Annotated in this window: 26 protein-coding genes and 2 tRNA genes; 17 read left to right on the plus strand and 11 right to left on the minus strand. The window is 50.9% G+C overall.

Features of this window, described 5'->3' with window-relative positions; translation table 11 throughout:
* A complete protein-coding gene (gene uvrC / locus GA565_RS17625; protein ID WP_255474460.1) occupies positions 1-1836 on the minus strand; it encodes an excinuclease ABC subunit UvrC in 1836 nt (611 codons plus the stop codon).
* On the minus strand, positions 1829-2485 hold the full coding sequence (gene uvrY / locus GA565_RS17630; RefSeq protein WP_152199725.1) for a UvrY/SirA/GacA family response regulator transcription factor: 657 nt from the start codon (positions 2483-2485) through the stop codon (positions 1829-1831). The genes uvrC and uvrY overlap by 8 nt, the downstream gene beginning before the upstream one ends.
* A gap of 788 nt (positions 2486-3273) precedes the next feature.
* Between uvrY and GA565_RS17635 the strand changes: the two genes are divergently transcribed.
* The 3 genes from GA565_RS17635 to GA565_RS17640 all read left to right on the plus strand — a co-directional run bounded on the left by GA565_RS17635 (position 3274) and on the right by GA565_RS17640 (position 4646).
* A complete protein-coding gene (locus GA565_RS17635; protein WP_055778120.1) occupies positions 3274-3498 on the plus strand; it encodes a DUF2594 family protein in 225 nt (74 codons plus the stop codon).
* Between the two features lie 145 nt (positions 3499-3643).
* Entirely contained in the window at positions 3644-3814 is a 171-nt protein-coding gene (locus tag GA565_RS24655) for a hypothetical protein (RefSeq protein ID WP_193311930.1), read from the plus strand.
* A 43-nt stretch (positions 3815-3857) separates the two neighbouring features.
* The gene (locus tag GA565_RS17640; protein ID WP_152199727.1) at positions 3858-4646 is read left to right on the plus strand and encodes a helix-turn-helix transcriptional regulator; all 789 of its coding nucleotides are present in this window, start codon (positions 3858-3860) and stop codon (positions 4644-4646) included.
* Positions 4647-4665: 19 nt separating this feature from the next.
* Here the strand turns inward: GA565_RS17640 and leuA are convergent, their stop codons facing one another.
* A complete protein-coding gene (gene leuA / locus GA565_RS17645) occupies positions 4666-6333 on the minus strand; it encodes a 2-isopropylmalate synthase (protein WP_152199729.1) in 1668 nt (555 codons plus the stop codon).
* Positions 6334-6683: 350 nt separating this feature from the next.
* On the opposite strand from leuA, the gene cycA reads away from it, so the two are divergent.
* Entirely contained in the window at positions 6684-8090 is a 1407-nt protein-coding gene (cycA, locus tag GA565_RS17650; RefSeq protein WP_152199731.1) for a D-serine/D-alanine/glycine transporter, read from the plus strand.
* A 68-nt stretch (positions 8091-8158) separates the two neighbouring features.
* Here cycA and rutR read toward each other — a convergent pair whose 3' ends face one another.
* On the minus strand, positions 8159-8812 hold the full coding sequence (gene rutR, locus GA565_RS17655; protein ID WP_152199732.1) for an HTH-type transcriptional regulator RutR: 654 nt from the start codon (positions 8810-8812) through the stop codon (positions 8159-8161).
* 418 nt (positions 8813-9230) lie between these two features.
* On the opposite strand from rutR, the gene rutA reads away from it, so the two are divergent.
* The 7 genes from rutA (at position 9231) to rutG (ending at position 14969) form a co-directional block, all read left to right on the plus strand.
* Positions 9231-10331: a pyrimidine utilization protein A gene (rutA, locus tag GA565_RS17660; protein WP_152199734.1), complete on the plus strand. Its 1101-nt coding sequence runs from the start codon at positions 9231-9233 to the stop codon at positions 10329-10331.
* Positions 10331-11083, plus strand: coding sequence for a pyrimidine utilization protein B (gene rutB, locus GA565_RS17665; protein WP_152199736.1), 753 nt, complete (start codon positions 10331-10333; stop codon positions 11081-11083). Before rutA ends, rutB begins: the two co-directional genes overlap by 1 nt.
* Positions 11084-11128: 45 nt before the next feature.
* Entirely contained in the window at positions 11129-11515 is a 387-nt protein-coding gene (rutC, locus tag GA565_RS17670; protein ID WP_152199738.1) for a pyrimidine utilization protein C, read from the plus strand.
* 46 nt (positions 11516-11561) lie between these two features.
* Positions 11562-12371 carry a pyrimidine utilization protein D gene (rutD, locus tag GA565_RS17675; protein WP_152201597.1) on the plus strand — a complete coding sequence of 270 codons (810 nt, stop codon included), beginning with the start codon at positions 11562-11564 and terminating at the stop codon, positions 12369-12371.
* 18 nt (positions 12372-12389) lie between these two features.
* Positions 12390-12980, plus strand: coding sequence for a malonic semialdehyde reductase (locus GA565_RS17680; protein ID WP_152199739.1), 591 nt, complete (start codon positions 12390-12392; stop codon positions 12978-12980).
* Between the two features lie 77 nt (positions 12981-13057).
* Positions 13058-13582, plus strand: coding sequence for an NADH-dependent FMN reductase RutF (gene rutF / locus GA565_RS17685; RefSeq protein WP_152201599.1), 525 nt, complete (start codon positions 13058-13060; stop codon positions 13580-13582).
* 58 nt (positions 13583-13640) lie between these two features.
* On the plus strand, positions 13641-14969 hold the full coding sequence (gene rutG / locus GA565_RS17690; protein ID WP_152201601.1) for a pyrimidine utilization transport protein G: 1329 nt from the start codon (positions 13641-13643) through the stop codon (positions 14967-14969).
* A 160-nt stretch (positions 14970-15129) separates the two neighbouring features.
* On the opposite strand, the gene GA565_RS17695 is transcribed toward rutG, so the two are convergent.
* Complete coding sequence (locus GA565_RS17695; RefSeq protein WP_152199741.1) at positions 15130-15324, minus strand: hypothetical protein; 195 nt, start codon at positions 15322-15324, stop codon at positions 15130-15132.
* 241 nt (positions 15325-15565) lie between these two features.
* On the opposite strand from GA565_RS17695, the gene GA565_RS17700 reads away from it, so the two are divergent.
* A complete protein-coding gene (locus tag GA565_RS17700; RefSeq protein WP_152199742.1) occupies positions 15566-17293 on the plus strand; it encodes a potassium/proton antiporter in 1728 nt (575 codons plus the stop codon).
* A 114-nt stretch (positions 17294-17407) separates the two neighbouring features.
* Here the strand turns inward: GA565_RS17700 and osmE are convergent, their stop codons facing one another.
* A complete protein-coding gene (gene osmE, locus GA565_RS17705; protein WP_152199744.1) occupies positions 17408-17740 on the minus strand; it encodes an osmotically-inducible lipoprotein OsmE in 333 nt (110 codons plus the stop codon).
* Between the two features lie 293 nt (positions 17741-18033).
* Between osmE and GA565_RS17710 the strand changes: the two genes are divergently transcribed.
* Positions 18034-18657: a cupin gene (locus tag GA565_RS17710; protein ID WP_152199746.1), complete on the plus strand. Its 624-nt coding sequence runs from the start codon at positions 18034-18036 to the stop codon at positions 18655-18657.
* 47 nt (positions 18658-18704) lie between these two features.
* Here the strand turns inward: GA565_RS17710 and GA565_RS17715 are convergent, their stop codons facing one another.
* From GA565_RS17715 to GA565_RS17725, 3 genes are all read right to left on the minus strand, one after another.
* The gene (locus GA565_RS17715) at positions 18705-20033 is read right to left on the minus strand and encodes an FAD-binding oxidoreductase (protein ID WP_152199748.1); all 1329 of its coding nucleotides are present in this window, start codon (positions 20031-20033) and stop codon (positions 18705-18707) included.
* 210 nt (positions 20034-20243) lie between these two features.
* Positions 20244-20331: transfer RNA gene (locus GA565_RS17720), tRNA-Ser, on the minus strand.
* A 544-nt stretch (positions 20332-20875) separates the two neighbouring features.
* Positions 20876-20963, minus strand: a tRNA-Ser gene (locus GA565_RS17725).
* A 300-nt stretch (positions 20964-21263) separates the two neighbouring features.
* On the opposite strand from GA565_RS17725, the gene yccA reads away from it, so the two are divergent.
* Both yccA and tusE read left to right on the plus strand, forming a co-directional pair.
* Positions 21264-21929, plus strand: a complete 666-nt coding sequence (yccA, locus tag GA565_RS17730) for an FtsH protease modulator YccA (protein ID WP_152199749.1) — start codon at positions 21264-21266, stop codon at positions 21927-21929.
* A 108-nt stretch (positions 21930-22037) separates the two neighbouring features.
* Complete coding sequence (gene tusE, locus GA565_RS17735; RefSeq protein WP_152199751.1) at positions 22038-22367, plus strand: sulfurtransferase TusE; 330 nt, start codon at positions 22038-22040, stop codon at positions 22365-22367.
* Positions 22368-22405: 38 nt separating this feature from the next.
* Here the strand turns inward: tusE and yccX are convergent, their stop codons facing one another.
* Entirely contained in the window at positions 22406-22684 is a 279-nt protein-coding gene (gene yccX / locus GA565_RS17740) for an acylphosphatase (RefSeq protein WP_152199753.1), read from the minus strand.
* A gap of 97 nt (positions 22685-22781) precedes the next feature.
* On the opposite strand from yccX, the gene rlmI reads away from it, so the two are divergent.
* Entirely contained in the window at positions 22782-23975 is a 1194-nt protein-coding gene (rlmI, locus tag GA565_RS17745; protein WP_152199755.1) for a 23S rRNA (cytosine(1962)-C(5))-methyltransferase RlmI, read from the plus strand.
* A gap of 71 nt (positions 23976-24046) precedes the next feature.
* Complete coding sequence (hspQ, locus tag GA565_RS17750) at positions 24047-24382, plus strand: heat shock protein HspQ (protein WP_152199757.1); 336 nt, start codon at positions 24047-24049, stop codon at positions 24380-24382.
* An 86-nt stretch (positions 24383-24468) separates the two neighbouring features.
* On the opposite strand, the gene GA565_RS17755 is transcribed toward hspQ, so the two are convergent.
* Positions 24469-24882: a CoA-binding protein gene (locus tag GA565_RS17755; RefSeq protein WP_152199758.1), complete on the minus strand. Its 414-nt coding sequence runs from the start codon at positions 24880-24882 to the stop codon at positions 24469-24471.
* Positions 24883-24980 lie beyond the last annotated feature (98 nt).

Consider the following 24980-nt stretch of genomic DNA (forward strand, 5'->3'; position numbering starts at 1 on the left):
CTAGTGTTTCAACGCATTATGAATTTTTTCTGCCAATGCGTGTGAAATACCCGGCACTTTTGCAATTTCCTCTGCACTGGCATTCAGTAAAGGTTGAATGCCTCCCATATATTTGAGCAAAACCTGACGCCTTTTCGGCCCCACGCCTTCTATCTCTTCAAGTGCACTGGTGTTTCTTACTTTGGCACGCTTCTGCCGATGTCCGGTAATGGCGTGATTGTGCGAATCGTCACGAATATGTTGTATCACATGCAGCGCAGGAGAATCAGAAGGCAATGCAATCCCCTCACCTTCGGCTTTGAAGAATAGCGTCTCCAACCCCGCTTTACGATCCGCGCCTTTGGCAATGCCAATCAGCAGCGGCTTGGATTTATCCCATGATACATCCAATTCCTTGAACACGTCCAAGGCCATGCCCAACTGCCCTTTTCCGCCGTCGATAAAAATGACGTCAGGGATCTTGGCCTCCTCAATCGATTTACCGTAACGCCGATTGAGTACCTGCGTCATCGCCGCGTAATCATCACCAGGCGTGATCCCCGTTATATTATAGCGACGATACTCGGCGCGTACCGGACCATTTGCATCAAATACCACACAAGAAGCCACGGTTTGCTCCCCCATGGTATGGCTGATGTCGAAACACTCCATGCGATTTATTTCGGCAAGATTCAACGTTTTGGCCAGTTCGGCGAGCCGTTGATGAATCGTCGAGCGCTCGGACAAACGCGTAGTCAACGCTGTAGTGGCGTTGGTGCGGGCTAGCTTGAGGTAGCGTGCACGGTCGCCGCGCGGTTTGCTTTGAATATGAACTTTACGGCCAGCCATCTCGCTGAGCGATTCAGCGAGCAGGTCTTTCTCGGGCAGGCTAAAGTCGAGCAGTATTTCACCCGGCAAGGTTCTCGCCTGACTGCCTTGCAAATAAAATTGACCAACGAAGGTTTGCACAACCTCTGACATTTCAGTGCCGCCCGGTACCTTAGGATAATAGCTTCGGCTTCCGAGCACTTTTCCCTGACGGATGAACAGCACATGCAGGCAGGCCATTCCTGACTCAAAGGCGACGCCAATGACGTCAAGATCTTCACTGTTGCCCGTCACAAACTGCCTTTCAGTCACGCGACCCACCGCCTGAATCTGATCACGAAAACGCCCTGCATCTTCAAAACGCAGATTTTTACTGGCGTCTTCCATTCGTTCAATCAGCTGAGTCACCACCTGCTGGTCTTTACCGGCCAGGAACAACCGAACATAGTCGACCTGCTGCTTATATTCCTCTTCACTGACCAACCCGCTGACGCATGGACCAAGGCAGCGGCCAATCTGATACTGCAGGCAAGGACGCGAGCGATTGCGGTAAACGCTGTTTTCACACTGGCGGATAGGAAACAGCTTTTGCAGCAAAGCCAGCGTTTCTCTTACCGCATAGGAATTGGGAAACGGACCAAAATACTCACCTTTGGCATGCTTCGCGCCGCGGTGGATAGTGAGTCGGGGATGATTATCGGCGCTGAGAAAAATCAGCGGATAAGATTTGTCGTCACGCAGCAAAACGTTGTAGCGCGGCTGATAAAGCTTGATGTAGTTATGTTCAAGCAGCAGCGCTTCCGTTTCGGTATGCGTGACCGTGACGTCTATTTGTTGGATGTTTTTGACCAGGGTCTCTGTCTTGCGGCTCGAAACCTGGACACGGAAATAACTGGAAAGCCTTTTTTTAAGATCTTTGGCTTTCCCGACATAAATTACCGTCCCGGTTACGTCGTACATTCTGTAGACGCCGGGTTGGCTGGTGACCGTTTTTAAAAAGGCCTGGGGGTCAAAACGCTCATTACTCACTGCCAGACAACGTCTCCGAGTTGAAAAGACCATGGCGTATTGCCAGATGAGTCAATTCTACATCACCGCTGATATTTAGTTTACTAAACATTCTATAGCGATAACTGTTCACCGTTTTCGGACTGAGATTAAGTTGTTCTGAAATCTCGTTAACCTTCTGCCCTTTGGTAATCATCAACATAATTTGCAGCTCACGCTCGGAGAGGCTGTCAAAAGGCGTTTCAGACTGTGGCTCAAGTTGGCTCAGAGCCATTTGCTGGGCAATATCAGAGGCTATGTACCGCTGACCAGAATCGACCAGGCGGATAGCATTAACCACTTCCTGAGGAGCGGCGCCTTTACTGAGATAGCCGGAAGCGCCCGCCTGCATCACTTTTGCCGGCAAAGGGTTTTCGGTATAAATTGTCAGCATGATAATTTTGACGTCTGGGCAAAAACGCACAATTTTCTTTGTGGCTTCCAACCCGCCGATCCCCGGCATACTCATATCCATCAAGACAATATCGACTGAGTTGCTGCGGCACCATTTAACAGCGTCTTCTCCGCACTGCACCTCGTCAACAACTTTAATGCCTTTGATATCCTCAAGAATGCGTCGAATCCCTGCGCGCACCAGTTCATGGTCATCTACAAGAAGAACGCTAATCAAAGAGAATTCTCCAAAATTAAGGGCGTCACACGGTCGTATTTTTCATTAGCTTGCTAAGTGGCTGCGGTCAAGGGTGTAAACAACGGCACAAATTCGCAAAAGAGACAGAACAATACATAAGCAAAAAGAGTCTACCGCGTCAGGTCAAACACGTTACCGAGAAAACATGAAAACAACAAACTGACTGCGGACATAAAATAAAGCGAATTAAATTAGCTGAACTATTTTACTGCATCAGGCAGAAATTAACCAAGCTTTGATTGTGAAAAAAATGATTTTTAATAATGTAAAAATTAACTTCCATCAAAGATTACAACTGAAAATCAATTATAAGATTAAATCCTATAAAAATCATTTAGAAACCCACCAACCGCTCAAAAAAACAACAACCATTAAGAAAGAATCTGACTTTGCGCATATAAGGTTTATTAATGCGCAAAATAACATCAGCTGATTCACTTGATATATTACTGATTTAAACTGAATTTATTTAACTAATGCCATGATGCCCTCAGTTTAAATATCTAAAAACTGAAAAAATACCTGAAGTAGTCTCATCGTTGACCATTCGTTTAGCATACTTGACGGTTTAGGATTATTTTTCTGTGCTAATTTCGTAAAACTTTGGCCTTACAGCAAGAGTTGCACAACAGCCGTCTCCCAGCGTCACAGAGGAGTGTGCTAGTATAGCGCCACATTTTCAGCAGCCTTCCTATAGAGAGGCTGTAAAGTTATTGAACGCGCTATCCGACCGCCTACAGGCGGTTGGTTTTTTTAAGGAGATTATAATGAGCACATGCAATTTTAACACCGAGGCCAGCGTTGAAACCCTGGCAACAGAGGTTGCCTGTCTTAAAGCGACGCTGACACTGATGCTTAAAGCGATTGGTCAGGCAGATGCAGGTAAAGTCGTTCTGAATCTTGAAAAATTTATCGCCCAAATTGAGGACCCTCAACAGGCAGAGATTTTCAATAATACCCTGCAGCAAATCAAATTTGGATATCGTCAATAACGATAGGTATGACGCCATCTCCGGTCTAATTTTGTTGAAGCCGCAAGAAAAGAGAGCCAGAATGGCTCTCTTTTTTTTAGCCTGCGTGGGTTTAGATTAAATCTGCTAAAATGAATAACCCTTAATCTGCTTCAAGGTGTATTCCATGAGTGAAAAAAACAGCGAAAACAAAACAAAAGCTGATGATGTTCACGTCAGTGATGGCTTGGCAAAGTTGCACAAAGTGGCTGAACAGCTGACAGAAGAAGAGCTTGATCGGCTTGCGGAAGAGGCGAGAACGGCCGCTGAGAAGGCAAAAAATAACCCCCACGCCTAAACGAATTATCTCTTAAAACAGTTTTTTGGACGTTGGCTTCACCATGCATGACAATACCTTAGCTGGAAATCAATCGCTTGCCGCTATTGCAGTTGACTATCAACACGGTGATTGTGAGCCCGCGCACAGCCACAGCTGCTCCCAACTAATCCACGCCCTCTCTGGCGTGGTTCAGGTTTCGACCCAACACGGCGTGTGGATGGTGCCGCCCGGTCGCGGCGTCTGGCTACCCGCCAACGTGGTCCACAGTCTGCGCTTTATTGGCGGCGTTCAGGCAAGAACGCTGTTTGTTGACTCACTAGCACGTGCCGACCTGCCCGCCCAGTGTCAGGTGGTTCAGATTTCACCGCTGCTGCGCGAACTGATCCTCGCCTCCTTTAGCGTACCGGCCAACTATGCCGCAGGCGGACGCGACGAGCGAATCATTGAGCTTATCCTCGATGAACTGCGCTTACTGCCAATTTTACCGCTGCACCTTCCCGAACCCAGTGACCCACCGCTGTTTGCACTTTGCCAGCGGATCCGTGCGGATTTGTCTGCTGCGTGGGAGCTTGAAGATGTAGCGGCAAATATGGCGATCAGTGGCAGAACGCTTTCACGCCGTTTTCAACGAGAGACTGGGTTGCGCTTTAGTGATTGGGTGAGGCGGGCGAAAATTCTGGCGGCAATGAATGCGCTGGCGATGGGACAGTCGGTTATTGATGTTGCGCTGGAGCTGGGTTATGACAGTCCCAGCGCGTTTAGTGCCATGTTTCGTAGAACGCTGGGTGTATCACCCAGCGAGTATTTCAATCCTGCGGCCCGTTTGGCGGACGCCCCAGCCGTTCTATAAATGTTATAACCTGAATCATCTACACCAGTAATTGTGCACTGGCGTTAAACAGCGCCTGCAACGACGCACTGGACACGTCACTGTCGATTCCCACCCCGTAAACACGTTCGCCGTGCGGACGCTGGCAGCTAACATAGGCTACGGCGCGACTGTGGCTTTGATGCCCCAGCGTATGTTCGTCATAGTCACCAATTTCCAGCATCAGATCAAAGGTACGATGCAGGGCGTCTACCGCAGAAGAAAGCAGTCCGTTGCCGCTGCCGTTCAGTGCCAGTTCCTGCCCCTGATAATTCACCTTCGCGCTGAAATGGCGCAGGTTGTTTTCGTCGCTGCGAATATCATAGCTCAACAGTTTCATCACCGGTTGATCAACCAAACCATAGCGCTGGCGGAACAGACGCCACACGTCACTGGTGCTCATCTCTTTACCGCTGCTGTCGGTCTCTTTCTGTACCGCTTTGCTGAACTCTATCTGCAGGCCACGCGGCATTTTCAAGCCGTGATTTTGTTCAAGCAGCCATGCGGCACCGCTTTTTCCAGACTGACTGTTAACGCGAATAACCGCTTCGTAGCTACAGCCAACGTCGGCGGGGTCCAGTGGCAGGTAAGGAACCTGCCAATGTTGGTCTTCGCGCTGCTTTTGTGCGGCAAAACCCTTTTTGATAGCATCCTGATGCGATCCGGAAAAGGCGGTAAACACCAGCTCACCGGCGTACGGATGGCGAGGGTGTACCGGCAACTGGTTACACTGCTCCACGGTTTCGACCACGCCTTTCAAATCACTGAAGTCAAGTCCCGGTGAGATCCCCTGAGTGTAGAAGTTCAGCGCCAGCGTCACTAAATCGACGTTACCTGTCCGCTCGCCGTTACCAAACAGACAGCCTTCAACGCGGTCGGCACCGGCCATCATCGCCAATTCTGCGCAGGCGACGCCGGTTCCACGGTCATTGTGCGGATGCACGCTGATTGAGACCTGTTCGCGGCGGCTGAAATGGCGGCAGAACCACTCAATCTGGTCGGCGTAGACGTTAGGGGTGCTGACTTCAACCGTTGCAGGCAGGTTCAAAATCATAGGACGCTCGGTGCACGGCTCCCACACTGCCGCTACGGCTTCACACACCTCGAGGGAAAACTCCAGCTCGGTAAAACAGAAGGTTTCCGGCGAATACTCAAAGGTCCATTTAGTTTGCGGATATTTTTCACAAAGCTGACGGATCTGTTTTGCGCCGCGCACGGCCAGCTCCAGCGTGGCCGCTTTGTCTTGGTTAAATACCACGTCGCGGAAAATCGGCGACGTGGCGTTATATAAATGCACGATGGCGCGCGGAACGTCGATCAACGACTCAAAGGTACGCTCAATCAAATCGCTACGTGACTGGGTCAAAACCTGGATATGCACGTCTTCAGGTATGGCTTTGTCGTTAATCAAGCCGCGAACAAAATCGAAATCGGTTTGCGACGCCGAAGGAAAAGCCACTTCAATCTGCTTGAAACCACAGCGCAGCAGCAGGTCGAAAAACAGACGTTTGCGCTGATTATCCATTGGCTCGGCAAGCGATTGGTTACCGTCCCGTAGATCGCTTGAACACCATTGCGGCACCTTCGTGAGCGTTTTCCCCGGCCACTGACGATCGGGTAAATCCACGGTGGGGAATGCAACATACTTCTGCGACGGGTCGGCTAACATAGTTTTTCTCCATTCGTCGGCAGGGACCAAATTCCGCTGCCTGAGGTAAGTATGGCGCAATGTTCTCTGAGCTGCGCCTCACTAAACGACATTCACCCGTGCATAACGGACAAAATGCTGCTAATTAGAGATGATTAATGCAACAGTTGGACTCGGTCTGTAAAAATAAAGGTACATTCGCTATTAGATTATTTATCTGCAACGTTATAATTCGCTGGAATTTAACATTATTATGAAGCCACTCTGCCCGAATGCAGTCCATCCTCACGCGGCAGTGTACCCATAATATTAAAATTGAGAAAAGAGCCAGATAGAGCCCTTATTCCATACATGACAGGAAGAAATAACCTATGCCACACGAGACCAAAACCATCGCACAATCTGGGGATGATTCCCCCGAACACCTGCGCAGAAACCTCACAAATCGTCATATCCAGCTGATCGCCATCGGCGGTGCTATAGGCACCGGCCTGTTTATGGGGTCGGGCAAAACGATTAGCCTCGCCGGACCGTCGATCATATTCGTGTATATGATTATCGGTTTTATGCTGTTTTTCGTCATGCGTGCGATGGGCGAACTGCTGCTGTCGAACCTCGAATACAAATCCTTTAGTGATTTTGCCGCCGACCTTCTGGGGCCGTGGGCAGGTTATTTCACCGGCTGGACTTATTGGTTTTGCTGGGTAGTGACCGGCATCGCTGACGTGGTCGCCGTCACCTCTTATGCGCAGTTCTGGTTCCCCGGACTTTCGCAGTGGGTTGCGTCGCTGATTTTCGTGCTGATACTGTTTGGCTTGAATCTTGCGACGGTAAAAATGTTCGGCGAAACCGAGTTTTGGTTCGCGATGATCAAAATTGTTGCCATCGTTGGCCTGATTATCACCGGCCTGGTGATGGTATTAATGCATTACCAAACGCCAGCAGGATCCGTGGCGGCCTTCAGCAACCTGTGGGACAACGGTGGCTTCTTCCCTAAAGGCATCAGCGGCTTCTTCGCCGGTTTCCAGATAGCCATTTTTGCCTTCGTCGGCATTGAGCTGGTCGGCACCACAGCGGCAGAAACCAAAGATCCCAAGAAGTCACTGCCAAGGGCGATTAACGCCATTCCTATCCGCATCATCATGTTCTACGTTTTTGCGCTGATTGCCATTATGTGTGTCACGCCGTGGAACACAGTGGCCGCCGACAGAAGTCCATTCGTTGAGCTGTTTGTGCTTGCGGGCCTGCCGGCTGCGGCCAGTATCATCAACTTTGTGGTACTGACGTCTGCCGCCTCGTCCGCCAACAGTGGGATCTTCTCCACCAGCCGCATGCTGTTTGGCTTAGGTCAGGACGGTATGGCACCTAAAGCGTTTGGCAAACTTTCGTCGCGCGCGGTGCCGTCAAACGGACTGATTTTTTCCTGCATTTGCCTGCTGGCTGGCGTCGTCCTGATTTATCTGATCCCCAACGTGCTGACGGTGTTTACATTGGTGACGACCGTGTCGGCGATTTTGTTTATGTTTGTGTGGACCATTATTCTCTGCTCGTACCTGGTCTATCGCCGCAAACGGCCTCAGCTGCACGCCACCTCTGAATACAAAATGCCATTGGGTATTGTAATGTGCTGGGTGTGCATGGCGTTCTTCGCCTTTGTTCTGGTGCTGTTAACCTTGCAGGATGATACCCGTCAGGCGCTAATGGTCACACCGCTGTGGTTCGTGGTTTTGGGTATCGGCTACTGGATCCGCAGCAGAACTCAGCAGAAGACAAAATAGTCCTCTCTGCATAATAAAAATGCCCATGCGGTTAACCTGCATGGGCATTTTTTTGCGCGGCAATTAGCTCAACCCACAGGCCTGATACCCTGGGTGATAATGTGTTGAATGTTGGCAACTGCCTGTTCAAAGAACGCGTCATCATTCAACGTTTGGCCGCTAATGGCCTCAATCTGCACGCCAAAATCAGCATAGTGCTGCGTGGTCGCCCACAAAATAAACAGCAAATGCAGGGGTTCAATTTGCGCAATTTGACCTGCCTGCACCCACCCGCGAATAATGTCAGACTTTTCGTCCACCAGCTGCTTGAGATGCGTGCTTAAGACCTGTTTTAACAACGGCGCGCCCTGCAGCATTTCCAGACAGAACAGTCGCGAAGCCTGCGGATGGTCGCGCGAAACGCAAAGCTTAAGATAGATGTACTGCTTAATGGCTTCCATCGGCTGCTGTTCAGCATTCAGCGCCTTAAGCGGCTCCAGCCAAATATCCAGCAAATCCTTCAGCACCGCTACGTAGAGTTCTTCTTTCGAGGGAAAGTAGTAAAGAAGATTTGTTTTGGACACGTCCGCACGCTCGGCCACCTGATCCAGACTGGTGCCATGCATACCGTATAAAGAAAAAAACTCCAGCGCGGCGCTCATAATGGTGCTGCGCTTTGCCGCAACGGCTCGCGAACGCCTCGTCGGCGGCTTTTTACTGCCGATAGCTCCATCAGCTGCCAATGGCTTCACCCTCTTCCTGTAAGCATTGCTTTCATAAAGCATAACAAATGCTTCCCATCGCGACTACGACCAGCCACAGCTCCTGTGACCCTGGCCCCTTTGCTTTGAGAAAAATTAACATTTGCGCACCATTTTCGCTCAATCATGTTCGTTTTGTGTGCAGTTATTTTTTACCAAATGGTCCACTTTTGACCATTTGCTCCACAAAATTCTCACATCACAACTCAACATGCTGATAAATAACAAAATCACAAAACTGGCATCGAGTTTGCAAACCGTTCTGTAACGCGTCAAACAGCGTAGCGCAATTTGGAACCCGCAGGATGCACTCAAGCGGCGCTGTTTTGACCCGGGCCACTGCGTGTTTCACGCGAATGTCCCTCATCGGTAAAGGTCTTATTCAATTACGAGGTGTGCTATGAAAATCGGCGTCTTTATTCCTATCGGTAACAATGGCTGGTTGATTTCTGAAAACGCGCCACAGTATCAGCCGACCTTTGAGCTGAACAAAACCATTGTGCAGAAGGCCGAGCACTACAATTTTGATTTCGCGCTTTCGATGATTAAATTACGCGGATTTGGCGGCAAAACTGAATTCTGGGAGCACAACATGGAGTCGTTCACGCTCATGGCCGGGCTGGCTGCCGTGACCTCCAGGATTAAGCTCTACGCTACCGCCGCAACGCTCGTCATGCCACCGGCGATAGTGGCGCGCATGGCCGCGACCATTGACTCAATCTCTAACGGCCGATTTGGCGTAAACGTGGTAACCGGCTGGCAAAAGCCCGAATATGAGCAGATGGGCATGTGGCCCGGTGATGACTATTTTAGCCGCCGCTACGACTATCTGACGGAATACGTTACCGTGCTGCGCGATCTGTGGGGCACCGGCCACTGCGATATGCAGGGGGAATTTTTCAAAATGGACGACTGCCGCGTCAGCCCGCGTCCAAAAGCCGAAATGAAAGTGATCTGCGCCGGTCAGAGTGACGCAGGCATGGCCTTCTCTGCCAAATACGCCGATTACAACTTCTGCTTTGGCAAGGGCGTGAACACTCCCACCGCCTTTGCCCCAACCTCTGCGCGCATGAAAACGGCGGCCGAAGCTGAAAAACGCGACGTGGCTTCCTACGTGCTGTTTATGGTCATTGCCGACGAAACCGACGCCGCTGCCCGTGCCAAATGGGACGCTTACAAGGCCGGTGCCGACAGTGAAGCCCTCGCCTGGCTCACCGATCAGAGCAGCAAGGACACTAAATCCGGTTCTGACACCAACGTACGCCAGATGGCAGACCCAACATCGGCGGTCAATATCAACATGGGCACGCTGGTAGGCTCCTACGCCAGCGTAGCAAAAATGCTCGACGAAATTGACACCGTACCCGGCACCGAGGGCGTATTGCTGACTTTCGACGATTTCGTTCAGGGCATTGAAAACTTTGGTCAGTTTATTCAGCCACTCATGAAAACCCGTCAATACCTGTTCAATGAAACATCCGCTGAAAAAGAGGTCGCGTAATGAAAATTGTTGAAAACTCCGTCGTGCGTCGAGATCCAGGCTGCGTAGACAGTGAAGTGATTTTACCGGCTCGCCCCGAATCACTGGCATTTTCCCCGCAGCAAACCGCGCTGATTGTGATTGATATGCAGAACGCCTATGCGTCACCAGGCGGCTATCTGGATCTCGCGGGCTTTGACGTGTCGCACACGGGGCCGGTTATCGCCAACATCAAACGCGCCGTTTCCGCCGCACGTTCGGCGGGCATTAAAGTGATTTTCTTCCAGAACGGTTGGGACAATCAGTACGTTGAGGCGGGGGGTGAAGGCTCACCTAATTACCATAAATCAAATGCCTTGAAAACGATGCGCAAACGCCCTGAGTTGATGGGAAAACTGTTGGCGAAAGGCGACTGGGACTATGACCTGGTCGACGAACTGCAGCCGCAGCCCGGCGACATCGTGCTGCCAAAACCGCGCTACAGTGGCTTCTTTAATACCCAACTCGACAGCCTGCTGCGCAGCTACGGCATTCATCATCTGGTATTTACCGGTATTGCCACCAACGTCTGCGTGGAATCCACCCTGCGAGACGGCTTCTTCCTTGAGTATTTCAGCGTAGTACTCGAAGACGCAACTCATCAGGCCGGCCCGGAGTTTGTACAGAAAGCGGCAATCTATAACATTGAAACCTTCTTTGGCTGGGTCTCTAACGTAGATAACTTCTGCAATACCGTGGCAAAAACCAGCGAAAAACTGAGCCAGATGGCCTAATAACGTCGTCTTTGTCCAACAGGTTATTTTAAAAGGATAAGCACCATGCCAAAAAGCATCATCATTCCTGAAGGCACCGGCGTCCCTATTGCGCCTTTCGTTCCTGGCACAATGGCCGACGGCATCGTTTACGTTTCTGGCACTCTGCCGTTTGATAAAGAGAACAACGTGGTATTTCCGGGAGACGCCGCCGCGCAAACCCGCCACGTTTTAGAAACCATTAAAAAGGTGATTGAAACTGCAGGCGGCACAATGGATGACGTCACCTTTAACTCGATTTTCATTACTGACTGGAGCAACTACGCGGCGGTTAACACAGTTTATGCCGAATATTTCCCCGGTGAAAAACCGGCGCGTTTCTGTATTCAGTGTGGCCTGGTGAAACCAGAGGCTTTAGTAGAAATCGCCTCTATCGCGCACGTGGGCAAATAGCCGCGTTGACAACGAATCGAGTGGAACAAGCATGAGTAAAAGCACCTTGTATTATAAAATATCGGGAAATACGTCGTCGACGGCGCAAACCGTGGTGCTCTCGTCGGGCCTTGGTGGCGTCAACAGTTTTTGGCAACCGCAGTTGGCGATGCTGGAAAAGTATTTTCGCGTGGTGGTCTACGATCAATATGGCACCGGCAGCAGTCAGGGTGATGTTCCACCGGGATATCGCATGGAAGATATGGCCGATGAGTTGGCAGGCTTGCTGAACTCGCTGGAAATAAACCGCTGTCACCTGATTGGCCACGCGCTCGGCGGTATTCTCGGTCTGCATTTGGCCAAGCGTTATCCAGCGCTGCTTGAAAGTCTGGTCGTCATCAACGGCTGGACGGTGCTCGACAGTCAGACACGTCGCTGCTTTAACGTGCGTCAAAATCTGCTGCTTAACAGCGGTGTTGAGGCCTATGTCCAAGCGCAGCCGCTGTTTTTATACCCCGCAGACTGGCTTTCTGCACATGCGGATTTATTGCAGCAGGAGCAGCAACATCAGGTTGCGCACTTCCAAGGCATGGAAAACCTGATGAATCGACTGCAGGCGTTGATGGCTTCAGATCTCAGCGACAGTCTGAGCAGCATTATTACGCCAACGCTGGCCTTCAGCTGCAAAGATGACCTGCTGGTACCGTGGCATTGTTCTGCCGCGCTGGCGCAAAATCTTCCGCACGGCGAACACGTACAAATGACCTACGGCGGGCATGCCATGAGTGTGACTGACAGTAAAACGTTTAACCCTATTCTTGAACAATGGCTGCTGCGTTTTGCCCCGCAGGCGCTGGCGGCCAACGACAGTCAATAATCAACGGAGATAATACGTATGGCCGAAGCATTAATCGATAGCGCACTCGCTACCCTGTTTACCCAGGCGCGCACACAGAACGGCTGGCAGGACACACCGGTCAGCGACGAACTGTTAAAACAGGCCTACGACTTGGCGCGCATGGGGCCAACCTCGGCCAACTGCTGCCCGTTGCGGGTGGTTTTTATCCGCAGTAAAGAGGCGAAAGAAAAACTGGCTCCAGCGCTATCAAGCGGCAATCTGCAAAAAACGCTGAGTGCACCGGTTACCGCTATTTTGGCCTACGATCCGGCATTTTATGACCTGCTTCCTGAGCTGTACCTGCACGGCGACGCGCGATCGTGGTTTACCTCAAGCCCGGAGTTGGCTCACGAAACGGCGTTTCGCAACGCCAGTTTACAGGCGGCTTATCTGATTCTCGCGCTGCGATCGCTAGGGCTCGATACCGGCCCGATGTCAGGATTTGACCAAGATAAGGTCAACGAAACCTTTCTGGCAGCAAGTGGCTGGAAAGCCAATTTCCTGCTAAATATCGGCTATGGCGACAGCAGCAAGGTTTATCCGCGCTCGCCGCGTCTCGACTTTGAGCGGGTGTGTCAGATTATCTGACCCATCGCGTCTGAACAGCGGAGTTAACCTGACCTATGCAAAATCAAAATACTCTTCCCATTAAAGAGTCAAAACAGATGAAAGACTTGCCGTTGGCCGAGCTTGCCAGCGTCGAAAAACAGGCGTTTCGTGACGCCATGGCACACCTTGGCTCGGCGGTAAACATCATTACTACCGACGGCGCTGCGGGGCGTGCCGGTTTTACCGCCTCGGCGGTCTGCAGCGTGACGGATTCGCCGCCAACGCTGTTGGTTTGCCTGAACCGTTCAGCTTCGGTTTATCCCGTTTTCCAGCAAAATCAGGTGCTGTGCGTTAACACGCTTTCGGACCGTCACGAGTCACTCTCCAACCTATTTGGCGGTAAAACGCCGATGGAAACGCGATTCGCAGCAGCAGAATGGGTCGCGATGGCCACCGGTTCTCCCGCGTTGCAAGGCGCACTGACCTCGTTCGACTGCCGTGTGAGTCAGGTCACCAGTATCGGCACGCACGACGTTTTATTTTGTGAAGTTATTGATATTTTACGCAGCGATGACAGCCATGGATTGGTCTATTTTGACCGACGCTATCACCCTTTGATACGTCAACAAGCACCGGTCTGAAGTTCAGGCCATTCCCCTGTTTTTATCTTATAGATAGTAACAAGACGTGGAGAAGATGATGGCGAATACCTGGTTTCCTCATTGGCGTAAACGAACAGGCAGTCTGGAAGGTGCAGTGATAGCACCGGACGAGCGGTTACCCTTAGGCTCGACGCTTATCATGGGATTACAACACGTGGTGGCGATGTTTGGTGCTACCGTGTTAATGCCCCTGTTGATGGGCTTTGATGCCAACATGTCGATTTTGATGTCCGGCATTGGCACCCTGCTGTTCTTTATTATCGTCGGTGGTCGCATACCGAGTTATCTGGGGTCCAGCGCCTCATTTGTTGGGTTGGTTATTGCGGTTACTGGTTACAGCGGTCACGGCCCCAATCCGAATATTGCCCTCGCATTGGGGGGCATTATCGCCTGCGGTGCGCTGTATACGCTGATTGGCTTTGTGGTCATGGCTATCGGCACCCGCTGGATAGAAAAACTTATGCCCCCGGTAGTTACGGGTGCCGTGGTGATGGCGATTGGCCTCAATTTGGCACCGATTGCGGTGGGCAGCGTGGCGTCTTCGATGTTTGACAGCTGGATGGCGGTAGTGACTGTGCTGTGCATCGGTGGCGTAGCGGTCTTTACTCGCGGACTGGTGCAGCGGTTGATGCTGCTGTTGGGACTTATCGCGGCCTACGCTATCTATTTTGTTATCACCAACGTACTAGGATTAGGCAAACCCATCGACTTTAGCGGCATCGCGAGTGCAGCCTGGCTGGGTATGCCGAGCTTTACCGCGCCGGTGTTTGACAGCCATGCGATGATACTGATTGCGCCGGTCGCGGTGATTTTAATCGCCGAAAACCTGGGCCATATTAAAGCTGTAGCGGGAATGACCGGTAAAAATCTCGATCCATACCTCGGTCGCGCCTTCGTCGGCGACGGACTGGCGACGATGCTTTCAGCCTCGGCGGGTGGCACCGGGGTGACCACCTACGCTGAAAATATTGGCGTAATGGCGGTAACCAAGATTTACTCGACGCTGATTTTCGTTGCGGCGGCAGTGTTTGCCATTCTGTTGGGCTTCTCTCCCAAATTTGGTGCACTGATCCACACCATTCCAGGTCCAGTATTGGGCGGCGCATCTATCGTGGTGTTCGGTCTCATTGCGGTAGCAGGCGCACGTATCTGGCTACAGAATAACGTTGATTTGAACCAGAATGGCAACCTGATTATGGTCGCAGTGACGCTTGTACTGGGGGCTGGCAACTTCTCACTGACCTTTGGCGGTTTCACTATGGGCGGTATCGGCACGGCGACCTTCGGCGCAATTTTGCTGAACGCACTGCTCAAAAATAGAAAGATTAACGTTGTTGGCACAGATACTGCATTAAAAGATAACTGACGACCTCAGTTTCTCCTTAGCTCATCAAATTTGATGATCGCCAGCGGTTATTCGGTCCACCCGTCCGATTTAACCGCTGGTTTTTTTCTTTTTAAACCCCAAATACTTCTCAGATTCAACGGCATACGCCTAGCCCGATTCGCGAAAAATAACACAAAGGTTACCCCTTCGCATCTTGCGGAAACTCGGAATCAGTGCCCACTTCAGGCAGGTCGTCCAACTGCGGACGAATGCCCTCGGAAATGTAATCCTTGGCCGCTTTAATCTGTTCGTTACCCTGTTCGTCGCGTACTAAAACGTGTTTGATGGTGCCATCCTGTAAAATTTCGCGATGGATCCCGGTAAACTGTGCCATGTCTGTATCCTTTTTCAAATTAGATAACTATAAGCATAGCTTTTCTCGGGCTTTCGTGGCTCGGCACACTGAAATCAATGAGTAAAAGTTGATAATAACGCATGAGCTATAAGACCGGCTCATTGCCTAATAAAAATCCAAATTTTAGCCAGCGCCCGTCACTAATTCCTGTTAAATTAATCATCTAGTAATTGGCACAATTACTGCATTATCGCCGCAATATTCACAGGAGAACGACAAATTGGATGCGAGTACTATCAACACACTTTTTTTTATTGGCGCACTGTTGGTAGCAGCGAGTATTCTGCTTAGCTCGCTTTCTTCCCGCCTCGGGATCCCTATTTTGGTCATCTTTTTGGCCATCGGTATGCTGGCTGGCGTAGACGGTATCGGCGGCATCGCTTTTGATAACTATCCCGCAGCCTATCTGGTGAGCAACCTGGCATTGGCGGTGATTTTACTCGACGGCGGAATGCGTACCCGCGCCTCGTCATTTCGCGTCGCATTATGGCCCGCTCTCTCGCTGGCCACCGTCGGCGTACTGATTACCGCGGGCCTCACCGGGCTGGCAGCGGCCTGGCTTTTCCATATCAATCTCATGCAGGGACTGCTGATTGGCGCCATTATCGGCTCGACCGACGCGGCCGCCGTATTTTCGCTAATCGGAGGCAAAGGTCTCAATGAGCGCGTGAGCGCAACGCTTGAAATCGAATCGGGCAGCAATGACCCGATGGCGGTATTTCTGACTATTACCCTAATAGACATGATAGCCAAGGGTGAACACGGCCTGAGCTGGATGTTCCTGATTGACGTCGTGCGCCAGTTTGGCCTCGGCATAGCCTTCGGGCTGGGCGGCGGCTGGTTATTACAGCAGCTAATAAACCGCGTCACCTTACCTACAGGCCTTTATCCGCTGCTGGCTTTCAGCGGCGGGCTGCTGGTATATGCCGCCACCGTTGCGCTCGACGGCAGTGGCATTTTGGCGGTTTATCTTTGCGGTTTGATGCTAGGCAACCTTCCTGTACGTAACAAACACGGCATCATGCAAACCTTTGACGGACTGGCGTGGCTGAGCCAAATAGCCATGTTTCTGGTGCTGGGGCTGTTACTGACGCCCAGCGATCTGCTGCCAATTGCGATTTCCGCGCTGGCCCTGTCGCTGTGGATGATTCTGTTTGCCCGCCCGCTCTCAGTGTTTGTTGGCCTGTTACCGTTCAAAAACTTTACCCTGAGGGAAAGATTCTTTATCTCTTGGGTCGGCCTGCGCGGCGCGGTGCCGATCATTCTGGCAGTGTTTCCGATGATGGCCGGCCTCCCACAGGCGCATCTTTATTTCAACGTCGCGTTCTTTATCGTGCTGGTTTCGCTGCTGCTGCAAGGAACGTCGCTCGGCTTCGCGGCTAAAAAAGCCAAGGTCATTATTCCGCCAGCCCCTGCGCCCATTTCTCGCGTCGGCCTCGATATTGATATTTATACTCAGTGGGAGCACTTTATTTATCAGCTTGGCTCAGAAAAATGGTGCGTGGGTGCAGCGTTGCGCGATCTGAAAATGCCGAAGGAAACGCGTATTGCCGCCCTGTTCCGCGGCACCGTGATGCTGCACCCGACCGGCAGCACGCGCCTTAAAGAGGGCGATATTCTTTGCGTAATCGGACAAGAAAAAGATTTGCCAGAGCTCGGTAAACTGTTCAGCGATACCAATGCCGTGGTCATCGATGACCGCTTCTTCGGGGATTTTATTTTGGAAGCCGATGCACCCTTGGAGGCGATTTCCCAGCTTTATGGTTTAAATCTTGATGAGGCAATCGACAAAACGCTGTCGCTTGGCCACTTTGTTATTCAGCTTTTGGGCGGTGAGCCGGTAATCGGTGACCACATCGAGTGGGACGGTCTGACGTGGACCATTGCCGAAATGGAAGGCAAGCGGGTAAGTAAAGTTGGGGTGCGTATCGTCACACAACAGGCTTAATGACGGATTAACCCACTGAGTGATGATGATAAAAAAACCTGCCGGAATGGCAGGTTTTTTCTTTGCTAACTGAGGCAAATCACCGCCAAAGCGAGATTGGCGGTGATTTAGCGATTAACTACCTGACTGCGGGTCTTTATCGTAGTCAGAACAGGTCTGATAACCTTTATTCAACACGTGGCCGGTGTCGTTGAAGCTAACGAAGTAAGTCTGTGCCTTACCATCACGTGGGGCAACGGCATAAGTCTGACAAGTACCCTTGGCGTGAATTAGGGTCGCTTCGGTTGATGGTGGGCCGGCAATCGCACGTACCTGCGCTCTTGTCATCCCGACTTTGACGTCGCTGACTACAGGCTCTTTAACATAGCTCGCCGCGCGGTCATAAGTCTGACAACCCGCAAGCACTGAAACCGCTGTAGCAACCATAATCAACATTTTCTTATTCATGACTTCTCCTCCAGAAGTGCTTTATGTCTTTTAAAGGTAGAAGAAAATGGTCCTTAATCAAATTTGTAATACTTTTATTTGTTGATTTTGGCCAGATTTCAGTTTTTTCTGATAAATCTCTGACGCAGAGCGCTAAAAAAACGTCAATTTGTCTGTTGATTTTTCGTGATATTCACTGGATTTTGATCTATACCTGATGAAGGTAAGTTATTGAGATTCATGCTGACTGATGAAGATTTACCCATCAGAAAGGGCTGTTTTTAAATTATCCTCGCAGACAGGGAGCCGTGCCAATGCAGCTGGATCGACGTCGCTTTTGTACTTTTATCGGTTTAATTCCTTTAATGGCGCTGTCGCGTTGGAGCATTGCGGAGCCGAGAGAGGTGGCTATGGAGACTTTGTACATCACTAAATCGGACGGCGGCGTGCCCAATAGTCCTTTGCCGGTGCTGATTTATCACCATGTTATTGCCCCCGAAGCCGTAGACAACGCCGATTATCTCGAGCATCTCTTTACCACCAACGGCTGGCCGCCCCAATGGCGCTATGGCGTTTACCCTTTCACGCATTTTCACAGTAATACCCCCGAAGCGCTGGGCGTATTCGCAGGCTCGGCCAAGCTGCAGTTGGGCGGTGAGAAAGGCAATATTATTCAGGTTAACGTGGGGGATGTTTTGCTGCTGCCTGCTGGAGTGGGACACAAGCAGGTTTCGGCCGACGAGAATTTTATGATGGTGGGGGCTTATCCGCCAAACGTGACTGCCGATTTGTGTCACGATGACGTAGCCAAACTGGCAGTGCGCACCAAAGCCGTAGCGAAAGTTCCGCTGCCCGAGACAGACCCCGTTACCGGCCACTCAGAAGGCAGCATGCTTTTATGGCATCAGGCGTCAGAACAGAGTAAGAACAAGAAATAGTCAAAAGTGGCCTTGTAGCCACTTTTCAGACGCTATAAAAAATCGTACTAAAGCCAGTGTTGAGCACGAATCAGCTCGCCGTCGGTAAAGCGAGAAAAGCGAAAAGGCGCTGCATCGACAATAGGCTCCCTGCCCTGAACCAAATCCGCCATGAGTTGACCCGCCGCAGGTGCAATCCCAAAACCATGACCAGAAAAACCGGTTGCAACAAAGAGTCCTGACACGCTGCCTACGCCAGAAATCACCGGGATCGCATCGGGCAGCGTATCAATTAGCCCAGCCCAGCTTTGCGCCACCTGCAAATTATCAAATACCGGCAGTGCCTTTCTGAGGTCGACAACCATTTGCCCGAGGGCGGACCGGTCAGGTGCAGGATCCAATATGCGAATACGTTCATAAATCGAGACTTTATCTGCCTGCCCCGGCTTCCAGCACAGCGCTTCTTCAATAAAACGCTGACCAAGTCGAAGCTGCAGTGAACGACGCTCTACTTTGAAAGCAGGCATAAATTGACGCATAAAACGCAGCGAATCAGGAGTAATATCCACCACGTTGCTGGCTGCACTGGCAACGGTCCAGCCACCGTCCAGACGTTTACGAATTGCCACACTGCCAAGGCTGACACAGGAGGAGATATCTGCCTCTAGCGGCCGAGTGCGCAAGACGGTCGATAATACTTTAAGCTGCGGAATTTCAACGCCACAACCCTGTAAAAGCAGTCGCGACCAGGCACCGCCTGCGACGACTACAGACTGACAGCTTATGGCGCCATGCTCGGTAATTACCTGACTCACTCTTCCCGCACTGCGTTCTATGCTACGCACCGCGCAGTGCTGCTGGAGGTTGAGACCCGCATCCATTGCCGCCATTGCCATGGCTGGTGTGGCTTTTTGTGGTTCGGCTCGCCCGTCAGCCTCAGTAAAGAGTGCTCCAGCGAAGTCTGATGTCAGGCCAGGGACTCTATCCGCCAACTGTGAGCGTGAGAGCATTTGGCTATTGATATCATAGTGCTTAGCCTCAGCAATCCATCTCAAATGCCGCTCGCGCTGCTCTTCGCTGCGTGAGCTGTAAATAATTCCCTGACGACGAAATCCCGTTTCGCGCCCGGTAGTGTGATTCATGGATTCCCACAGCCTCATACTGGCATTGATCAGCGGTAGTTCACGTATATCCCGACCAGTTCGGCGACACCAACCCCAGTTTCGGCTCGACTGTTCGGCGGCAACAGTGCCCTTTTCAAGCAATACCGTACTGACACCTTGCTTCACCAACGCCAGCGCAGTAGCAACCCCGACGATTCCTCCACCAATAACCACCACTTCGGCCTGCGTTGGGAAATGCACGGAAGAGGTCACCAAATCTACGCTCGGTCCCATTAACCACCTCAATTTAGACGTTAAATTATGATTAATACCGGTCTTTGAAGGGCTAGCTTACAGGAATTTTAATCGTATTGGGGGGAGTGAGTGTAAAGGTACAGATTCGAACAGGGATCGAGTCGGAAACTCTATCAGGAGCACATCGAGATAAAATACAGACGAAAAAAAAAGCTGCTAATTGCTTAGCAGCTTTTCTTCTGTTGTTTATGGCGGAGGAGGAGAGATTCGAACTCTCGAATGGTTTCCCATCGCCGGTTTTCAAGACCGGTGCCTTCAGCCGCTCGGCCACCCCTCCGCAACGGAACGCACTATAAACACTGGGGATGAGGATGTAAAGCCTGAAGTTGTTCATTTGCTTGAAAAACCGGCACATATTCAATTTATTTTAGTAATAAACCCGCCACTGCTGAATTTGCCGATTTTGCAGGCTAAAGGCGTTGAAAAAATAGCAAGAAATTGCGCATAAAATTGCCAGCTAATTCATCACCGTAAATGAACATATTAAGAGGTATAAAAGGAAGTGGCGCTTAAGAAGTTTTAAATAATTAAATAATTGATTTGCGTGGTGATTAATTGAGCAATTTGGGGGGGAGTCGTTACACTGCGCGCGGGAGCTTTGGAGCTTTCTGTTCTGAGCATCAATTATGAAGTTAAGCCAAGATAAGATAAGGAAGACGCAACCCAATGGCGGGGTTCGCTCCCGCCCATTGGTCGTTACGCATGCATTCACGTGCCCCCGTTCTCTTTTGAAAGTCAGCCAACAGGCTGGTTTTTCATTGCGGCACATTTTGGATACAAAAAAAGCCGCTAATGACTTAGCAGCTTTCTTGTGTTGTTTATGGCGGAGGAGGAGAGATTCGAACTCTCGAATGGTTTCCCATCGCCGGTTTTCAAGACCGGTGCCTTCAGCCGCTCGGCCACCCCTCCGCAACGGAACGCACTATAAACATAGCCCTGCGAGTTGTAAAGCCTGATTTTATTCATTTGCGGCAAAAATAGCCACCCCTCGCTCAAGTGGTGTTTTAATCGACGTTTTTGCACTATTTTCTCAGGCCTAAGTTTAAAAACTCGCCTTATCTTTATTCTTCTCATCTATTTTGGGTAAAGAAGAGGTTGAGGTGGTAAAGAAGGGTAAACCCCCTTTAATCACGCTCAGCAACTATCTATTATTCTAGACTGAATGCTTTTTCACCGACTTCACTTTTGTCGATAAGCGAGATTATAAAAATGGATCGTATCGTTGCCTCAACCTCTTCACGCGCGGGCTCGCTGCTCAGCACGCATCGAGTGCTGCGTAATACTTATTTAATGCTGGCGCTGACGCTGGCTGTTTCTGCTATTACCGCCACGGCAAGCACCGTTCTCAGATTACCGTCACCCGGAATGCTGATCACTCTGGTTGGTTTTTACGGACTGATGTTCCTGACCTACCGCATGGCTGACCGCCCTGCCGGTATTCTTTGCACCTTTGCATTGACCGGATTTATGGGATACACCCTCGGGCCGTTGCTGAGTTCACTGCTGGCGGCGGGCGCAGGCGACATCATCATGCTGGCATTGGGCGGTACGGCGCTGGTGTTCTTCTGCTGTTCGGCCTACGTGCTCACCACGCGTAAGGATATGTCTTTCCTTTCTGGCATGATGATGGCAGGTTTTGTGGTGTTGCTGGTTGCGGTCATTGCCAACTTGTTCCTGCAGATCCCGGCACTGTCGCTGGCCATTAGCTGCCTGTTTATTCTGTTCTCCGCGGGTGCCATTTTGTGGGAAACCAGCAACATTATTCACGGCGGTGAAACCAACTATATTCGCGCCACCGTAAGTCTTTACGTTTCGCTGTATAACGTATTCGTCAGCCTCCTGAGCATATTGGGTCTGTCATCACGCAGTAACTGATCCAACAGGTTGCATGCCCCTTGAGCCCTGCTTTTAGCAGGGCTTTTGTTTGGCTATAGGCTCTTTTTTGCTAAACTTGCGCCCTGCTTTTAAGATTTCTGAGGTTATATGTTGGAGTTTAACGGCCAGGTTATTGAAACCGATGCCAAAGGTTACCTAAAAAACAGTGCGCAGTGGCACGAGGCGCTGGCCCCAATACTGGCCGCGGAAGAAGGTATCACCCTGACTGACGCGCATTGGGAAGTGGTAAAATTTGTGCGCGACTTTTATCTGGAATTTAATACCTCTCCGGCGATCCGCATGTTGGTTAAGGCTATGGCACAGAAATATGGCGAAGAAAAAGGCAACAGCCGTTATCTCTATCGCCTTTTTCCAGAAGGCCCCGCCAAGCAGGCCACCAAAATAGCCGGACTGCCCAAACCGGTTAAATGTATTTAAACAGCTTGTAAGCTGCCGTTGAGAGTTTTTTAGCTTGCTCAGTGACGGATGCTAAAACCATCGTACTCCGCCAAGGCGCTGGGCTCGGTTAGCACGCGATCAACTCGGGCGTATTTCGGTCCGCCCTGCCTGAGCCAGTCGAGCAGTTGATCAATTTTTTGCTGTTCGCCACAGGCGATAACCTCAACGCCGCCATCGTCGAGATTCTTCGCGTAGCCGGTTAAGCCCAGTCCGTTGGCCTGTTGTTGAGTGGCAAATCGAAAACCTACGCCCTGTACACGGCCATAGACGTAAGCGGCTATACTGGTTTTTGACATAATTATCTCCTCATAGCGATTTGATTCATTGCAATCTCATTCTCTTGCTCGGACAATGTCGCTCTTTTTTGTCTCCAGACTGACAGAACCTAATTATATGACTGCACGTTTGTATCTGGCCAAAGGCCGTGAAAAATCACTTCTTCGTCGCCACCCGTGGGTATTTTCCGGGGCTGTATTACGCGTCGAAGGTAAGCCGCTTTCCGGCGATACTATTGATATTGTAGACAACCAGGGAAAATGGCTGGCCACCGCCGCCTACTCGCCTGACTCACAAATCCGGGCGCGCGTCTGGAGTTTCAAGCAAGACGAAGCTATCGACATCGATTTCTTTATCCGCCGTCTGCAACAGGCACAAATCTGGCGCGACTGGCTGGCAAAGCGCGACGGCCTGGACGGTTACCGCCTGATTGCCGGAGAGTCCGACGGTTTGCCGGGTATCACTATTGACCGCTTCCAAAACTTTTTAGTACTGCAACTGCTTTCTGCCGGTGCCGAATACCAGCGTGCGGCGCTACTGAGTGCACTGCAGCACTGCTATCCCGAGTGCGCAATTTACGATCGCTCAGACGTCGCAGTACGTAAAAAAGAGGGTCTTGAACTGACTCAGGGACTGGTTTTGGGTGAAACGCCTCCTGACCTTCTGCCGATTCAGGAACACGGTATGAGCCTGCTGGTGGATATCAAAGGCGGCCACAAAACCGGTTTCTATCTCGACCAGCGTGACAGCCGTCTGGCAGCACGCAACTATGCTGCTGGCCGTAACGTACTGAACTGCTTCTCCTACACCGGTGCGTTTGCAGTATCAGCACTCATGGGTGGCTGTGAAAAAGTCACCAACGTCGATACCTCGCAAGATGCGCTAGATATCGCTAAAAAGAACGTTGAGCTTAACAAACTCGATCTGTCTAAAGTGGACTTCGTGCGTGATGACGTGTTCCAGCTGCTACGTAAGTACCGCACGCAGGGTGAGCAATTCGACCTGATTGTTATGGACCCGCCGAAGTTCGTTGAAAATAAGAGCCAGTTAGCCAGCGCCTGCCGCGGATATAAAGATATCAACATGTTGGCACTCCAGCTGATGCGCCCTGGCGGTATTCTGCTGAGCTTCTCGTGTTCAGGTCTGCTGTCTACCGATTTGTTCCAAAAAATCTTGGCAGACGCCGCGCTGGATGCGGGTCGCGAGATCCAGTTCGTGGAACAGTTCCGTCAGGCTGCCGACCATCCGGTGACGGGCGCTTATCCTGAAGGCCTGTATTTGAAAGGTTTTGCCTGCCTGGTCACCGCTTAAGGTCTGTTGATCTTGAAAAGGGCGAGTTTGCCCCCATATCTCTTGCAAGATGCTATTTTGAGGAGATTGCTATGATAGCCAGCAAATATGGGACCGCAAGCAAGTACGGCATTGGCCAACAGGTACGCCATCGGATGTTAGGTTATCTCGGCGTCGTTATCGACGTGGATGCAGAGTATTCACTCGATAAGCCTGAAGCAGACCAAATTGAGGCCGATGACCAAATGCGCGCCGCGCCGTGGTATCACGTGGTGATGGAAGATGACCAAGGTCAGCCGATACATACTTATTTGGCAGAAATTCAAATCGACCATGAAGCGCGCATTGCCCACCCGGAACAAAGCTCGCTGGACGACTTGGCCGAGTCTGTTCGCACTCAGCTACTGGCTCCGCGCCTTAGAAATTAAGCCCGCGCATCGAGTAAAAACCGGTCCTGAGTGACCGGTTTTTTTATGCCTGTTACGGGCACGCTTCAATACTTACGCATTTAAAATTAGTGTGACAATCCCAGGCGCGGGATCTCAATTTTTGGGCAGCGGTCCATGACAACGTGCATTCCAGCGTCTTTCGCCAACACGGCAGCATGCTCATTGATAACCCCCAACTGCAGCCACAGCGTTTTGGCACCGATAGCAATGGCCTCCTGCGCGACGCCGTAAGCGGCTTCGGGATTGCGAAACACGTCAACCATATCTACAGGATGTTTTATATCGGCCAACGTCGCGACCACTGTTTGCCCCAATAAAGTTTGCCCCGCCAGCTTTGGACTTACCGGAGTAACCTCATACCCCTGGTCGAGTAAATATTTCATTACGCCATAGCTCGGACGCGACGGATTATCGCTAGCGCCCACTAAGGCTATTGTTTTGATTTTTTTTAGTATTTGAGTGATTTCGCTATCTTGCACGGCTTTCTCTCCTTTGCGTAATGGTTCCTTAAGTGTAATTCAGTCTGACTTTTTTAGCGGGATTTTCATCACGTAATGCGAGATGGAAGTTGTTTCAG

Source organism: Rouxiella sp. S1S-2 (genome assembly GCF_009208105.1).
GTDB lineage: Bacteria > Pseudomonadota > Gammaproteobacteria > Enterobacterales > Enterobacteriaceae > Rouxiella.